Origin of the sequence: Halomonas sp. 3H (genome assembly GCF_024206005.1) — a bacterium.
Taxonomy (GTDB): Bacteria; Pseudomonadota; Gammaproteobacteria; order Pseudomonadales; family Halomonadaceae; genus Halomonas; species Halomonas campaniensis.
In genome coordinates this window covers 2,763,639-2,777,757 of the sequence record NZ_CP100360.1, presented here as the reverse complement: position 1 = coordinate 2,777,757, position 14,119 = coordinate 2,763,639, and the positions used below count along the sequence as shown (strand labels likewise).

Annotated in this window: 13 protein-coding genes; 9 read left to right on the top strand and 4 right to left on the bottom strand. The window is 69.3% G+C overall.

The annotated features are described in order from the left end of the window. Both NFC98_RS12950 and NFC98_RS18020 read right to left on the bottom strand, forming a co-directional pair. Entirely contained in the window at positions 1-351 is a 351-nt protein-coding gene (locus NFC98_RS12950; protein ID WP_254275347.1) for a transcriptional regulator, read from the bottom strand. Beyond that, entirely contained in the window at positions 348-1,844 is a 1,497-nt protein-coding gene (locus tag NFC98_RS18020; RefSeq protein ID WP_367948953.1) for a DUF1538 domain-containing protein, read from the bottom strand. Before NFC98_RS18020 ends, NFC98_RS12950 begins: the two co-directional genes overlap by 4 nt. A gap of 198 nt (positions 1,845-2,042) precedes the next feature. On the opposite strand from NFC98_RS18020, the gene NFC98_RS12935 reads away from it, so the two are divergent. The 4 genes from NFC98_RS12935 to NFC98_RS12920 all read left to right on the top strand — a co-directional run bounded on the left by NFC98_RS12935 (position 2,043) and on the right by NFC98_RS12920 (position 5,842). Next, entirely contained in the window at positions 2,043-2,639 is a 597-nt protein-coding gene (locus NFC98_RS12935; RefSeq protein WP_254275346.1) for a LemA family protein, read from the top strand. Positions 2,640-2,652: 13 nt separating this feature from the next. After that, positions 2,653-4,593, top strand: coding sequence for a M48 family metallopeptidase (locus NFC98_RS12930; protein ID WP_254275345.1), 1,941 nt, complete (start codon positions 2,653-2,655; stop codon positions 4,591-4,593). Between the two features lie 59 nt (positions 4,594-4,652). Beyond that, positions 4,653-5,081 carry a VOC family protein gene (locus NFC98_RS12925; protein ID WP_254275344.1) on the top strand — a complete coding sequence of 143 codons (429 nt, stop codon included), beginning with the start codon at positions 4,653-4,655 and terminating at the stop codon, positions 5,079-5,081. Between the two features lie 68 nt (positions 5,082-5,149). Next, positions 5,150-5,842, top strand: coding sequence for a hypothetical protein (locus NFC98_RS12920; RefSeq protein ID WP_254275343.1), 693 nt, complete (start codon positions 5,150-5,152; stop codon positions 5,840-5,842). 106 nt (positions 5,843-5,948) lie between these two features. Here NFC98_RS12920 and NFC98_RS12915 read toward each other — a convergent pair whose 3' ends face one another. Next, positions 5,949-6,155 (bottom strand): cold-shock protein, encoded by a 207-nt coding sequence (locus NFC98_RS12915; RefSeq protein ID WP_183331564.1) that lies wholly within the window; start codon positions 6,153-6,155, stop codon positions 5,949-5,951. A gap of 300 nt (positions 6,156-6,455) precedes the next feature. On the opposite strand from NFC98_RS12915, the gene NFC98_RS12910 reads away from it, so the two are divergent. Further along, entirely contained in the window at positions 6,456-7,100 is a 645-nt protein-coding gene (locus NFC98_RS12910; RefSeq protein WP_254275342.1) for a LysE family translocator, read from the top strand. 78 nt (positions 7,101-7,178) lie between these two features. Here the strand turns inward: NFC98_RS12910 and NFC98_RS12905 are convergent, their stop codons facing one another. Further along, positions 7,179-9,149 (bottom strand): transglycosylase SLT domain-containing protein, encoded by a 1,971-nt coding sequence (locus NFC98_RS12905; RefSeq protein ID WP_254275341.1) that lies wholly within the window; start codon positions 9,147-9,149, stop codon positions 7,179-7,181. 188 nt (positions 9,150-9,337) lie between these two features. On the opposite strand from NFC98_RS12905, the gene NFC98_RS12900 reads away from it, so the two are divergent. The 4 genes from NFC98_RS12900 (at position 9,338) to NFC98_RS12885 (ending at position 14,114) form a co-directional block, all read left to right on the top strand. After that, on the top strand, positions 9,338-9,835 hold the full coding sequence (locus NFC98_RS12900; protein WP_254275340.1) for a PaaI family thioesterase: 498 nt from the start codon (positions 9,338-9,340) through the stop codon (positions 9,833-9,835). Then, positions 9,828-10,313 (top strand): PaaI family thioesterase, encoded by a 486-nt coding sequence (locus NFC98_RS12895; protein WP_254275339.1) that lies wholly within the window; start codon positions 9,828-9,830, stop codon positions 10,311-10,313. Before NFC98_RS12900 ends, NFC98_RS12895 begins: the two co-directional genes overlap by 8 nt. An 84-nt stretch (positions 10,314-10,397) precedes the next feature. Then, positions 10,398-12,302, top strand: a complete 1,905-nt coding sequence (gene htpG, locus NFC98_RS12890) for a molecular chaperone HtpG (protein WP_254275338.1) — start codon at positions 10,398-10,400, stop codon at positions 12,300-12,302. Positions 12,303-12,542: 240 nt separating this feature from the next. Further along, on the top strand, positions 12,543-14,114 hold the full coding sequence (locus NFC98_RS12885) for a Re/Si-specific NAD(P)(+) transhydrogenase subunit alpha (protein ID WP_254275337.1): 1,572 nt from the start codon (positions 12,543-12,545) through the stop codon (positions 14,112-14,114). Positions 14,115-14,119: the final 5 nt, after the last annotated feature.

Here is a 14,119-nt window from a genome sequence, read left to right as displayed (position 1 = left end):
TCAGCCGTCGTGCCTGAGCCGTTCCTCGAAGCGCTTGACCTGCGCCATGTCGATGCCGCCCAGGTGCTCCACGGGCAGGGTCATCACCAGGCCCTTGGAATCCTCGCCGCTGGGGTTGAGGATCTCGCGGATCGCCTTGAGCACCTTGAGCGAGAGCCCCTTCTCCAGGGTCAGCAGCATGATGCTCTGGCTGCCCTCGAAGGTCAGCCCGAAGAAGGTCTTCTTGCGCTCGCCGCCGATGCCGCGGCCCGACATCAGGGTCATGCCCACGGCGCCGGCCTCGGTGGCGGCGTCGATGCACTGCTGTTCCAGCTCCTCGGGCACGATGGCCACCAGCAGGGAAAACTTCATGGTTGCTTCTCTCTCCAGTGCGCCACCCGCTCCATCAGGATGGCATAGCTCATCACGGTCACGATAGGAAAGATCGAGGCGAAGGCGATCAGCCCGAAGCCGTCGATCAGCACGTTGCGTCCCTCGATCTGGCTGGCCAGGCCGATGCCCAGCGCGGTCACCAGCGGCACCGTCACCTCGGACGTGGTCACCCCGCCCAGGTCGAAGGCCAGGGCCACGATGTAGCGGGGCGCCAGGGCGGTCAGGGCGATCACCAGAACGTAGCCGCCGATGATGTAGTGGTGGATGGAGTCGCCGCTGATGATGCGGTGGACGCCGATGGTGATGCCGATGGCCACGCCGACGGCCACCAGGATCCGGATCACGTTGCCCTGGATCTTGCCGGCGGCGGCCTCCTCGGCCTGCTGGCCCACGGCGATCAGCGCCGGCTCGGCCATGGTGGTGGCGAAGCCGATGGCGAAGGCGAACAGGTAGACCCACAGCCAGGTGTCGAAGCCGATCAGCTGCTCGGCCATGCGCTGGCCGATGGGGAAGAGCCCCAGCTTGAGGCCCACCACAAAGGCGTAGAGGCCGACGATCACCAGGGCGAAGCCTACGGCCACCTTGAGGGGGCTTGCCAGCGGGCGGCTGATCACCGCGTACTGGAAGAACAGGATCACCAGGATGATCGGCAGCACGTCGCGCAGCATGCCGAACAGGTCAAGGATCATGGTGACCAGCCCGGAGGGCGCCTCGGTATCGCTGCCGGCGGCCACCAGGGCGGCGCCGTTGGCGACCTCGCCCGGGTCGGCGTAGACCAGGATGCCGTAGAGCTGCACGCTGATCATCGGCACCATCACCGCCAGGGCCACCAGGCCGAAGCCGTCGAGCAGCGGGTTGCGGCCGCGAATGGAGGAGGCCAGGCCGATGCCCAGGGCGGCGATCAGCGGCACGGTGACGATATTGGTGGTGACCCCGCCGGAGTCGTAGGCCAGGCCGACGATCTCCTCGGGGGCGAAGAAGGTCACCAGGACCACCGTCACGTAGCCGACGATCATGTACCAGTGGAGGGGGTGGCCGAGGATCACGCGAAATACCCCCAGCGCCATCACCAGGCCCACCGAGCCGGCCACGATCAGCCGCAGGGTCAGGGCGTCGATGCGCCCGTCGCTGATCTCGTAGGCCTGCTCGGCCACGGCGATCAGGGCGGGCTCCGCCACCACCGCCGAGAAGCCGATGGCGAAGCCGAAGGCCATCAGCAGCGGCATGGAGCCGCGGCGGGCGAACTGGTTGGCCAGCCGCTTGCCCACCGGAAAGATGCTCAGCTCGAGCCCCTGCAGGAACAGCGCCACCCCCAGGGCGACGATGCCCAGGCCGATCGCCATGCCCAGGCCGCCCTCGGGCCACTCGCGCAGCAGCAGGGCCTGGAACCCCACCACCACGATGATGATCGGCAGCAGGTTGCGCAGCGCATGGAGAAGGGCGTGGGCGAAGTCCCTGAGTTGTCCTGCCAAGCTCGGCTCCCTGAAGCGAATCGTCGAACATCCCGGTGCGACCCCGGGGCACCGGCCTGCTAGCCTTGGAACTGTCCTGCCGGGCCGCGAGACTGCGATGATAGCATCAACCCCGGGTCGCGACATGAGCCTCCCGGCAGGAACCGGCTTGATGCAGGTCAAGCCGGCATCCCCTTTCCTCTCGACACGGAGTCGACCATGGATCTCTCGACAATCCTTCCGCTGGTGGTGCTGGGCCTGCTGCTGGTCTATGGCGTGGCCATCTACAATCGGCTGGTGGCGCTGAAGAACCGCTACCAGAACGCCTTCGCCCAGATCGAGGTGCAGCTCAAGCGGCGCCATGACCTGATCCCCAACCTGGTGGAGACCGCCCGCGCCTACATGGCCCACGAGCGGGAGACCCTGCAGGCGGTGACCGAGGCGCGCAATGCCGCCGAGGTGGGGCTTCAGCATGCCGCCGCTCGGCCCGGCGACCCGGGGGCCATGGCCGAGCTGGCCGGGGCCGAGGGCGCGCTGGGCGCGGCCCTGGGACGCTTCAACCTGGTGATGGAGGCATACCCCGATCTCAAGGCGTCCGAGAACATGCAGCAGCTCTCCGAGACCCTGACCAGCACCGAGAACCGGGTGGCCTTCGCCCGCCAGGCCTTCAACGATGCCGTGATGCAGTACAACACCTACAAGCAGAGCTTCCCGCCGGTGGTCCTGGCGGCCTCCTTCGGCCACAAGCAGGATGCCGCGCTGCTGGAGTTCGAGGACAGCGCCGAGATCCAGGCCGCGCCTCGCGTGAGCTTCTGAGCGGGAGCGGCCCATGGACTTCTTTCGCGCCCAGGACCGTGCCCGGCGCCTGACCGGCCGCCTGGTCCTGCTGCTGCTTCTCGCCGTGGCCGGCCTGGTGGTGGTGGCCAGCGTGCTGGTGGCGCTGGCGGTGGTGCTGTTCGACGGCCAGGTAATGGGCGCCGACCCGCTCGCCCGCGCCCTGGAACCCGAGCTGTTCGGCCTGGTGGCCCTCGGCGTGCTGGCGGTGGTGGTAGCAGGAGGCCTGGTACGCCATCTTCAGCTGCGTGCCGGGGGCTCGGTGGTGGCCGAGGCGCTGGGCGGCCGGCTGCTCAACCCCGATGCCCGCGATGCCAATGAACGGCAGCTGCTCAACGTGGTGGAGGAGATGGCCATCGCCTCGGGCATGCCGGTGCCGGCGGTCTACCTGCTGGAGGATGCCGCTATCAACGCCTTCGCCGCCGGGCACGAGCCCCACGACGCCGCCATTGGCGTGACCCGGGGGGCCATCGAGCACCTCGACCGCGACCAGCTGCAGGGGGTCATCGCCCACGAGTTCAGCCATATCCTGCACGGCGACATGCGCCTCAACCTGCGGCTGGTGGCCCTGCTCCACGGCATCTTGGTGATCGGCCTGGTGGGGCGGCTGCTGCTGCGCGGGGCCGCCGCCGGGGGGCGGGGGCGGAGCTCGCGGCGCGGCGGGGGCGGGCACGTGGCGCTGTTCGGCCTGGGGGCGGCGCTGATGCTGCTGGGCTATGCCGGCACCCTGTGCGGGAACCTGATCAAGTCTGCCGTCAGCCGCCAGCGAGAGTTCCTGGCCGACGCCAGCGCCGTGCAGTACACCCGCAACCCCGAGGGGATCGGCAGGGCGCTGCAGACCCTGGCCGCCTATCGGCTCGGTTCGCGGCTGATGTCTCCCCAGGCGGCAGAATTCAGCCACCTCTATTTCGGCAGCGGCGTGCGCCACCTCTCCCGCTTGACGGCGACCCACCCGCCGCTGGAGGCGCGCATCCGGCGCGTGATGCCGCGCTGGGACGGCAGCCTGCCCGAGCCGTTCGCGCCGCCCCCGAAGGCCCCGCCGGCAAAGTCCGCGGCGGGCACCGGCCAGGGAGAGTCGAGGCGGGAGGACCTGGGGCAGGCCCTCGGCGGAGTGGCGCTGGCCGGCGCTGTGGTGGCCAGCGTCGGCCGGTTCGACGCCGAGTCCCTGGCCAGCGCCCGACGCCGGCTGGCCCATCTCGACGAGCGGCTGGTCGACGCCGCCCACCAGCCCTGTGCCGCGCGAGCGCTGGTCTATGGCATCCTGATGGGGGCCGACCCGGCAAGCCGTGAGGCCCAGCGACGTGTGCTGGCCCACCAGGCCCTGCCCGAGGTGCTCCATGAGCTGGAGGCCCTGGAGGCGCCGCTCGCGACCCTCGCGCCGGGAGACCGCCTGCCGCTCATCGAACTGGCGCTGCCAGTATTGCGCCAGCTCTCGGCGGCTCAGTTCGCCCGCTTCCGGCAGTGCCTGGCGGGGCTGATGGCCGCGGAGACAGAACCCGGGCCGCTGCAGTGGGCGCTGCACCGGCTGGTGTTGACGGGGATCGAGGGCGAGCGGCGGGCGCGGCGCGACCGCCACCTTCGTGACCTGGCCGGGCCGCTGTCGCTGCTGCTCTCCACCCTGGCCCGGGCCGGCCAGGACAGCCCCGAGGCCCAGGCCGAGTCGCTGGACCAGGCCGGCCGAGCACTGGGGGTCGCCCTGGACCTGGTGCGCGAGGCGCCGGCGGCGGCTGACCTGGACTGGGCCCTGGGCCGGCTGGTGCGCCTGGCCCAGGCCGAGCGTGCGCCCCTGCTGGCGGCCATGGTGTGCTGCGTGGAACACGATGGCCGCATCGCGCCCGAGGAGGCGGAGCTGCTGCGCGCGGTGGCCTGGACACTGGGCTGTCCCCTGCCCCTGCGGGAGGCGTCTGGCCAAGGGCGCCCCGGCGCGGCAAGATGACGGTGCGCCCTGTGGCGACGCCACCCTTGATTCCCCATGACCCCTAGGAGGCCATCACGATGCTGACTCCCTTCCATCTCGCCGTGCAGGTCCGCGACCTCGACGAGGCGCGCCGCTTCTACGGCGACCTGCTGGGCTGCCCGGAGGGTCGCTCCAGCGACACCTGGGTCGACTTCAACCTCTTCGGCCACCAGTTCGTCTGCCACCTGAACCCGGCCCTGGGCGAGCGGGGCATCGACGATCATCGCAACCCCGTGGACGGCCATGGCGTCCCGGTGCCGCACTTCGGCGTGGTGCTGGAGATGACCGACTGGGAGTCGCTGGTCGACCGGCTGACCGCTGCCGGCGTGACCTTCGAGATCGAACCCTATATCCGCTTCCGCGGCGAGCCCGGGGAACAGGCCACCATGTTCTTCCGCGACCCCAGCAACAATGCCATCGAGTTCAAGGCCTTCCGCGATATCGAGGGGCAGCTGTTCGCCACCTGAACGCTGCCTTGCGGGAGCCGGGCGGCTCTGGTGCAATGGGCCGCTCCCGAATCAGGAGTGCAGAGAGCATGGTGAAGAGACCCTGGAAGCCCGCGTTGTTGGCGCTGCTCATGGCCCTGGGCCTGGCGGGATGCGGCAACGGCGACGAGCCGGCGGACGCGGAGCCGCAGGAGGCCCCGGCGGCGAGCGATGTGGAGACACCGCCGCCGGCCGACGAGCCGCTGCCCGGCGAGGAGCCGGCCTTCGAGGCCGAGGCACCCGTGGAGGAGGAGGCCGAAGCTGTCGCCCCGGCGGACGCCGAGCCCGCGGACGTCGAGGCCGATGCCGAGACCACCCTGGGCGAGTCGCCGGCGGAGACCCTGGACGAGGGCGCGGCGCTGCCCGGCGAGACCACCTCCGACGACATCGATGCCATCATCGAGGAGACCGAGCGTCGCTTCGAGGAGGCCAGCCGGCGCATCGACGAGCAGTTCGAGGTGGCCGAGGAGGAGGCCGTGGTGCCGGAACCGATGGAGGGCGATGCCGACGCCTTCGACGAGGGGCTCGAGTTCGAGTCCAGCATCGAGGAGGAGGGCACCGCCGGGCCGTCACGCAGCGAGGTTGACGAGATCATCGCCGAGCAGGAGCGCCGCTTCGAGGAGGCGCAGCGCCGCCTGGAGGAGCAGTTCGACGAGGTGGAGCAGGAGGTGCCGCCGCTGGAGCCCATGGAGTTCGACGAGAGCGAGCTCGAACTCGAGCCGATGGAGTTCGACGAGCCCTGAGGCGCGCCCCGCCGGGCTACCACGAAAAAGGCCCACCGCGAGGTGGGCCTTCCTGTTTCTTCGGCAGCGGTGTCGCCCAGCAGGACGACACCGCCCGGGCGCTGGATCAGTCAGCAACCCGGATGTTGGAGGCCTGAAGGCCCTTCTTGCCCTGGGTGACCTCGAAGGTGACCTTCTGGCCGTCCTGCAGGGTCTTGAAGCCGTCAGCCTGAATCTCGGAGAAGTGAGCGAACAGGTCATCACCGCCGTCGTCCGGAGAGATGAAGCCGTAGCCCTTGGTGTCGTTGAACCACTTGACAGTGCCAGTTGCCATTGTCGATTTCCTTAACATACTGTAATGATCGTGCCAGGCTCGCGATGCGTTCGCAGGCCCGAATTGCGTAGGCAAGACAAGGAAGAAGTGCCACCGGGTGTATCGAAGGAATCGAAGTACAACTGACGACTTTTTACTTGCTGACCAACGCGACGGATGGTGCTTCAGCACCCTGATGGCGTCAACCGGATCACCCGATCATGGACGGTCCATCAGCCGCAGAATCACTGTAGATCGAAACCCGACGGGCGGCAAGCATTGCGCCGCCGTCCCCATCCCTGGCAAGGACCCACCGCCACCATGCTGATCGACGCCCAGTTCTGGCCCTTCCTGGTGGCCATCACCCTGCTCTCCCTCAGCCCCGGGGTCGACACCCTGCTGGTGATCCGCAACACCGCCCGCGGCGGGGTGCGCGACGGCATCCTCACCAGCCTGGCGATCTGCTGCGGACTCTTCGTGCATGCGGCCGTCTCGGCACTGGGGATCTCGCTGATCCTGCTGCAGTCGGCCTGGGCCTTCGGCCTGCTCAAGCTGGCCGGGGCCGGCTACCTGGTCTGGCTGGGCGTGCAGGGCCTGCTGGCGGCCCGCCGTGGCCAGGGGCTGCCGGTGGCGGGAGTGAGCGGCGAGCGGCAGGCCGTTCCCGCCTGGCGGCCGCTGCGCGAGGGCCTGCTCTCCAACGTGCTCAACCCCAAGACGGTGGTCTTCTACATGGCCTTTCTGCCGCAGTTCATCGCGCCGGGCGACCCGGCGCTGGCCAAGTCGCTGTTCCTGGCCGGGGTGCACTTCGTCATCGCCAATATCTGGCAGGTGGGGGTGGCACTGATGGTGGGCGGCGCCGGGCGGCTGCTGGGCAGCCGCGCCTTCGCCCGCTGGCTCAACGGCGCCACCGGGGCGGTGCTGATCGCCTTCGGCGTCAAGCTGGCCCTGGAGCGCCCTCCGGCCTGATCCCTCGGGTGTTCCATAACGAGACCGCCCCGGCCATGGCCGGGGCGGTTTGCCTGTTGGCTCGCGAGGACGGTCGGTTCAGTTCCGGGCCAGCAGCGAGCGGTCATAGCGCATGGTCTTCTCCGTCGGCGTGAGCATCGACACGCCGCGGCTGTCGCCGCCGTTGGCCAGGCTCTCGAAAATCGCCCGGTAGGAGAGCACCGCCTGCACGTAGTTACGCGTCTCGCGGAAGGGGATGCTCTCGACGAACAGGTCGAACTCCTCCGGGGCATCCGCCAGCCAGCGGTCGACGCGACCGGGGCCGGCGTTGTAGGCGGCCGCGGCGGCCAGCCGGTTGCCGCTGTAGCGGTCGAGCATGTCACGGATGTAGGTGCTGCCCAGGCGAATGTTGAGCTCGGGGTCGAGCACCCCGTAGGCGCCGGGGTCGCGGATGCCGAGCTGGCGGGCCAGCTGGGTGGCGGTGCCAGGCATCACCTGCATCAGCCCCCGGGCCCCGGCGGGAGAGAGGGCCTCGGGATTGTAGGCGCTCTCGCGGCGAGCGATACCCATCAGCAGGTAGGGGTCGACCCCCGTCATGCGTCCCCAGTGCAGGAAGTGCTCGCGGTAGGCCTCGGGGAAGCGCCAGTCCAGGGCATCCCACATCCGGCCGGTGATGGTGGTCTGCACCAGCTTGGCGTGCCAGCCACGGCGCTGGGCGTAGTCGGCCAGAGCCCGTGCCTCGCGGGGGGTGGCCCGGGCCACGGCATCATACCATTCGCTGGCGGCGAGCCCCGTCTCGTCGATGCGCAGCAGCGCCTCGGTGCGCTGGACCGCCGGCCAGCGCGCCACCTCTTCCCGGAAGCTGTCATCGAAGCCGTTGCGCTCCAGGTTGAGGGCGTAGGGCTGCCCCAGCCGGTCGGCGGCGATGAAGCCGAAGAAGCTGCGGCCCTCGGCGGCCCGGGCATAGGCGTCACGCGCCACGTCGTCATGGCCGAGCCGCTCCTGGGCGCGGGCGTACCAGTAGTGCCAGCGGCTGTCGTCGCGGGTCTCGCCGTCCATCCGCTCGATCCATTGCACCACTCCCCGCCAGTCCCGTTCCGCCAGGGCCGCGCGGACCCGCAGCTCCAGCAGCTGGGCATCGGCCAGGCGGGGCAGCACCTCGTCGGTCCAGCCGCGGTTCTGGCGGATGTCGCGTACCAGGGAGTAGAACGCCAGGTCGCGCTCGATGGCATCGCGATGGTTTGCCTCGATCGGGAGGTGGGGAGCGATCTTGCGCCACGCCTCCAGGGCGGCCTCGGTATCGGCGCGGGTGAAGCCGTGCATGGCGGCGGCGAACAGGGCGCCGCTGCCCCGACACTCGGGGCCGAGGCAGGTGGGGACGCGGGTCACCGCGGCGTAGTCCTTCTGCAGCCGTTCCGCGGCCGCCCGGGCCTCGTCCCAGCGGGCATCGAGCAGGCGGCCCAGGTAGCTCGCGAGGCCGTTTTCGCCGGCCTGCCACGCCAGCATCTTGCGCTCCCAGACGTCGACCGCGGTGATCTCGCCACGCTCGCGGAGGGTGTCGAAGAGCGGGTTGCAGGCGTCCGGCTGGGAACGCCCCACGTGCCACAGCTCGCGGCCCCCCTCGGCGGCGGCGCGCGGGTCCTGGCCCAGCAGGGCGGCATAGTAGTAGCACTGCCGTGCGGTCCCCTCGGGGACGCCGTCGGCCACCGCGAGCAGGCTGCCGTAGCGGCGGGCGTAGCCGTACTGGGCGATGGCCTGGCCGCGCATCCATCCGGCCAGCGGCGAGTCGGCATGGCGCTCGATGAACGCCAGGATCTGGCCGGGCTCCGCCTGGGGCAGCCGGCCGCGCAGGCGATGGTACTCCACGTAGCCGGCCAGCGGGTGGCCGGAGATGGCGGCCGGGTCGACCCGATCCCACTGCTGGTTGCGGGCGGCCTCGAGGGCCTCGCGCAGGGCGCGATCATCGGCCTGGGCCAGCGGCAGGGCGAGGGGCAGCGACAGGGTCAGGGCGGCCAGCAGGGTGCCGACACGCCGGACGCCGCGCGTCATGAGGGGGTGACGATGGCGCATGGGGGGAGGCCTCCGTGAGCAAACACCAACTTCCCGTATCCTGGCCCATCCATGCGCCCTTGGGTAGGGGGAAACGGAGAAACCGTGCGCGGTGTCGGCCGCTGGCCGCCTTGTGCCCGGTGGGCAGGCCGATTAGGCTGTGGTTGACCATATCAAACGCTTGTTGGAATTCCCGGAGGAGCCCCGGCGTGACGCCCTATCCCGATCGATCTCCCGACGCCTGGCGGCGAGCGCTGACCCGCTTCGTGACGGTGATCCCCCATACCCGCGAGCTGGGGCTCGAGGTGCTCGAGGTGACCGCCGAGCGGACCCTGATGCGCCTGCCGTGGTGCGATGACCTGCTGGGCGACAGCGCCCGCGGCCTGGTGCATGGCGGCGTGCTGACCATGCTGCTCGACACCGTCTGTGGTTCGGCGGTGCTGCGCGCCCTGCCGGCCCCGGAGGTGTGCCCCACCCTGGACCTGCGTATCGACCACTTTCGCCCGGCCGTCGCCGGGATGGCGCTCCATGCCGAGGCGCACGTGGTGCGGGTCACCGAGTCGGTGGTCTTCACCGAGGGCACCCTGTGGCAGGAGGCGGACCGTCCGGTGGCGCGGGGCATCGGCAACTTCGTGCGCCTGGGGCCCCGCAACACCCCGCCGGGCCTCGCCGAGGCGCTGTTCGCCGAGGAGGCTCCCCATGCCTGAAGGCTTCGACGACGTGCAGTGGCTGGAACGGACCCGGGCCGATGCCGATGTGGCCGCCTGGCTGGCGCTGATTCCCTATGCGAGACGCATCGGGGTGAGCGCCGAGCCGGATCCGGACGGCGAGGGGCTCCGCTTCCGGCTCGAGCCCTGGGGCGGCAACGTCGGCAACGTGCTGCTGCCGGCGCTGCACGGCGGCGTGGTGGCCGCCTTCATGGAGACCGCGGCGACCCTGGACCTGATGCTGGCGACCCGCTCCCCGCGGCTGCCACGCATCGTCGACCTCTCCATCGACTACCTGCGCACCGCCCGCACGGTGCCCACCTTCGCGCGCTGCTCGCTGCTGCGCGAGGGGCGGCGGCTGGCCAACGTGCGCGTCAGCGCCTGGCAGCAGGAGGCGTCGGCGCCGGTGGCCACCGCCCGGCTGCACTTCGTGCTGGCCGACCCCGGCCGGGGCGGCCCCGAGGACCCCGGCGGTTGAAAATCCCGCCCCTGTCCCCATATCGACGGCAGTGATCAACCGGTGGCGTTGCCACCCCGACATGTCGATGAGGGTCCGAGACACATGACCACTGCCACGCATGAAGAAACCCTCGGCTTCCAGACCGAGGTCAAGCAGCTGCTGCACCTGATGATTCACTCCCTGTACTCCAACCGGGAGATCTTCCTGCGCGAGCTGATCTCCAACGCCGCCGATGCCTGCGACAAGCTACGCTACGCGGCGCTGGACAACGACGCGCTCTATGAGGGCGACAGCGAGCTGCGCATCGAGATCGAGCACGACGCCGAGGCGGGCACCGTCACCGTGCGCGACAACGGCATCGGCATGAGCCGCGACGAGGTGATCTCGAACCTCGGCACCATCGCCCGCTCCGGCACCGCCGACTTCCTCAAGCAGCTCTCCGGCGAGCAGCAGAAGGATGCCCGCCTGATCGGCCAGTTCGGGGTCGGCTTCTACTCCGGCTTCATCGTCGCCGACGAGGTCACGGTGCGCACCCGCAAGGCGGGCAGCGACACGGCGGAAGGGGTCGAGTGGCGCTCGAAGGGCGAGGGCGAGTTCACCGTGGCCGATGTCGAGCGCGAAGCCCACGGCACCGAGATCGTGTTGCACCTCAAGGCCGATGCCAGGGAGTTCGCCGACGACTTCCGCCTGCAGAGCCTGGTGCGCAAGTACTCCGACCATATCGAGGTGCCGGTGCGCATGCCCAGGGTCGAGACCGCCCGTGACGAGGAGGGCAAGGAGATCGAGGGCAGCGAGACCGTCACCTGGGAGACCGTCAATGAGGCCACCGCGCTCTGGTCGCGTCCCAAGGGCGAGATCTCCGACGAGGAGTACCAGGCCTTCTACAAGCACGTGGCCCATGACTTCTCGGACCCGCTCACCTGGAGCCACAACAAGGTGGAGGGCAAGCTCGAATATACCAGCCTGCTCTACGTGCCGGGGCGGGCGCCCTTCGACCTCTACGAGCGCGACGGCGCCAGGGGCGTGAAGCTCTACGTGCAGCGCGTCTTCATCATGGATGACGCCGAGCAGTTCCTGCCCCTCTACCTGCGCTTCATCAAGGGCGTTCTGGATACCCGCGACCTGTCGCTCAACGTCTCCCGGGAGCTGCTCCAGCAGGATCCCAAGGTCGAGAAGATCAAGAGCGCCCTGACCAAGCGCGCGCTGGATATGCTCAAGAAGCTGGCCAAGGACAAGGAGGCCTACCAGACCTTCTGGAACACCTTCGGCAGCGTGCTCAAGGAGGGCCCGGCGGAGGACTTCGCCAACCGCGAGAAGATCGCCGGCCTGCTGCGCTTCTCCACCACCCACACCGACAGCGCCACCCAGGACCAGTCCCTGGCCGACTATGTCGGGCGCATGCCGGAGGGGCAGCAGAAGATCTACTACATCGTGGCGGACGGCTTCAACGCGGCCAAGTCCAGCCCCCACCTGGAGATCTTCCGCAAGAAGGGCATCGAGGTGCTGCTGCTCCATGACCGCATCGACGAGTGGCTGATGAGCCACCTCCACGAGTATGACGGCAAGGGCTTCGTCGACGTGGCCAAGGGCGAGCTCGACCTCGGCGAGATCGAGGGCGAGGAGGAGAAGCAGGCCCAGGAGGAGACTGCCAAGGCCAAGGAAGAGCTGGTCAAGCGGGTCAAGGAGGCGCTGGGCGAGCAGGTCCAGGCGGTCAAGGTGACCCACCGCCTCACCGACTCGCCGGCCTGTGTGGTGCTGCCCGAGCACGAGATGGGCTTCCAGATGCGCCGCATCATGGAGGCCGCCGGCCAGAAGGTGCCGGAGGTCAAGCCGATCCTCGAGCTCAACCCCGAGCACGCCCTGGTGGCCAGGCTCGAGGGAGCCGGGGACGAGCTCTTCGGCGACCTGGCCCATGTGCTGCTCGACCAGGCGATCATCGCCGAGGGCGGTCACCTCGACGACCCCGCCGCCTACGTCAAGCGCCTCAACGCCCTGCTGAGCGCCTGATCCTCCCCTTCTGACACCGCCGCAGGCCGCCTCCGGGCGGCCTGCGCGCTTCTGTCACTTGCCTTCCCGGCTCCCGGTCGTCACTGTTTCCTGGCCGGGTTTTACCGGCCATTCAGCGCGATACTGCTACAGTGCAAGGGGCTTCGATGAAGCGTCGAAGGTTGTGCATTGCAGCATCGTCGGGTATGAATAAACGGTCTGACCCATGCAAGATTTCAATAACCAACCGGGAGATCCAACGTGAAGATTGGTGCACCCAGGGAACTCGCCAAGGGCGAGGCGCGCGTCGCGCTGACCCCTGACAGCGCGCAGTTCATCCAGAAGCTTGGACACGCCTGCCTGATCGAAAGCGGCGCCGGCGAGGCGGCCGGCTTCGACGACGACGCCTACCGCAATGCCGGTGTCACCGTGGTCGACGGCGCCGAGGCGCTGTGGTCCGAGGCCGAGGTGGTGATCAAGGTCCGCGAGCCCAGCGAGGCGGAGGCCGAGCGCCTGCGCGAGGGGCAGACCCTGATCAGCTTCTTCTGGCCGGCCCAGAACGAGGAACTGCTCGAGAAGTGCCGTGCCCAGGGCGCCACCGTGGTGGCCATGGACATGGTGCCGCGCATCTCGCGCGCCCAGAAGATGGACGCCCTGTCGTCCATGGCCAACATCGCCGGCTATCGCGCGGTGATCGAGGCGGGCAACCACTTCGGGCGCTTCTTCACCGGCCAGGTGACCGCCGCGGGCAAGGTGCCGCCGGCCAAGGTGCTGGTGATCGGTGCCGGTGTCGCCGGGCTGGCCGCCATCGGCACCGCCACCAGCCTGGGTGCCGTGGTGCGCGCCTTCGACGTGCGTCCCGAGGTGGCCGAGCAGATCGAGTCCATGGGGGCCGAGTTCCTGTTCCTCGACTTCGACGAGAGCCAGGATGGCGCCGAGAGCGGCGGCTATGCGGCCCCCTCCAGCCCCGAATTCCGCGAGAAGCAGCTCGCATGCTTCCGCGAGCAGGCGCCCGAGATCGACATCGTCATCACCACGGCGCTGATTCCGGGACGGCCGGCGCCCAAGCTGTGGCTCGAGGACATGGTCAAGGCCATGAAGCCGGGCTCGGTGATCATCGACCTGGCCGCCGAGAAGGGCGGCAACTGCGACCTGACCGTGGCCGACGAACGGGTGGTGAGCGACAACGGCGTGGTGGTGGTCGGCTACACCGACTTCCCCTCGCGCATGGCCACCCAGTCATCGCTGCTTTACGCCACCAACCTGCGCCACATGCTCACCGACCTGACCCCCGAGAAGGATGGGACCATCGTCCATGACATGGAGGATGACGTGATCCGCGGCGCCACGGTGACCCACGCCGGCGAGATCACCTTCCCGCCGCCGCCGCCCAAGGTGAAGGCCATCGCCGCGGCCAAGCCCAAGCCCAAGGAGAAGGCGCCGACGCCGGAGGAGAAGAAGGCCGCCGAACTCGCGACCTTCAAGGCCCAGACCAAGCGCCAGGTCACCCTGCTCGGGGTGGGGGGCGCGCTGATGCTGCTGCTCGGCCAGATCGCCCCGGCCTCCTTCATGCAGCACTTCATCGTCTTCGTGCTGGCCTGCTTCGTCGGCTTCCAGGTGATCTGGAACGTCAGCCACTCGCTGCACACCCCGCTGATGGCGGTCACCAATGCCATCTCGGGCATCATCATCCTCGGCGCCATCCTGCAGATCGGCTCCGGCAGTGCGGTGGTGGTGATCCTGGCGGCGATCTCGGTGCTGATCGCCACCATCAATATCGTGGGCGGCTTCCTGGTGACACGCCGGATGCTGGCCATGTTCCAGAAGTCCTGAACCGC

Excerpts from the sequence above, each read along its gene's own strand:
- NFC98_RS12905 (WP_254275341.1), bottom strand. The coding sequence starts at position 9,149 with ATGCGCCATCGTCACCCCCTCATGACGCGCGGCGTCCGGCGTGTCGGC.
- NFC98_RS12920 (WP_254275343.1), top strand. The coding sequence starts at position 5,150 with ATGGTGAAGAGACCCTGGAAGCCCGCGTTGTTGGCGCTGCTCATGGCC.
- NFC98_RS12935 (WP_254275346.1), top strand. The coding sequence starts at position 2,043 with ATGGATCTCTCGACAATCCTTCCGCTGGTGGTGCTGGGCCTGCTGCTG.
- NFC98_RS12950 (WP_254275347.1), bottom strand. The coding sequence starts at position 351 with ATGAAGTTTTCCCTGCTGGTGGCCATCGTGCCCGAGGAGCTGGAACAG.
- NFC98_RS12915 (WP_183331564.1), bottom strand. The coding sequence starts at position 6,155 with ATGGCAACTGGCACTGTCAAGTGGTTCAACGACACCAAGGGCTACGGC.
- NFC98_RS12910 (WP_254275342.1), top strand. The coding sequence starts at position 6,456 with ATGCTGATCGACGCCCAGTTCTGGCCCTTCCTGGTGGCCATCACCCTG.
- htpG (WP_254275338.1), top strand. The coding sequence starts at position 10,398 with ATGACCACTGCCACGCATGAAGAAACCCTCGGCTTCCAGACCGAGGTC.
- NFC98_RS12930 (WP_254275345.1), top strand. The coding sequence starts at position 2,653 with ATGGACTTCTTTCGCGCCCAGGACCGTGCCCGGCGCCTGACCGGCCGC.
- NFC98_RS12925 (WP_254275344.1), top strand. The coding sequence starts at position 4,653 with ATGCTGACTCCCTTCCATCTCGCCGTGCAGGTCCGCGACCTCGACGAG.
- NFC98_RS12895 (WP_254275339.1), top strand. The coding sequence starts at position 9,828 with ATGCCTGAAGGCTTCGACGACGTGCAGTGGCTGGAACGGACCCGGGCC.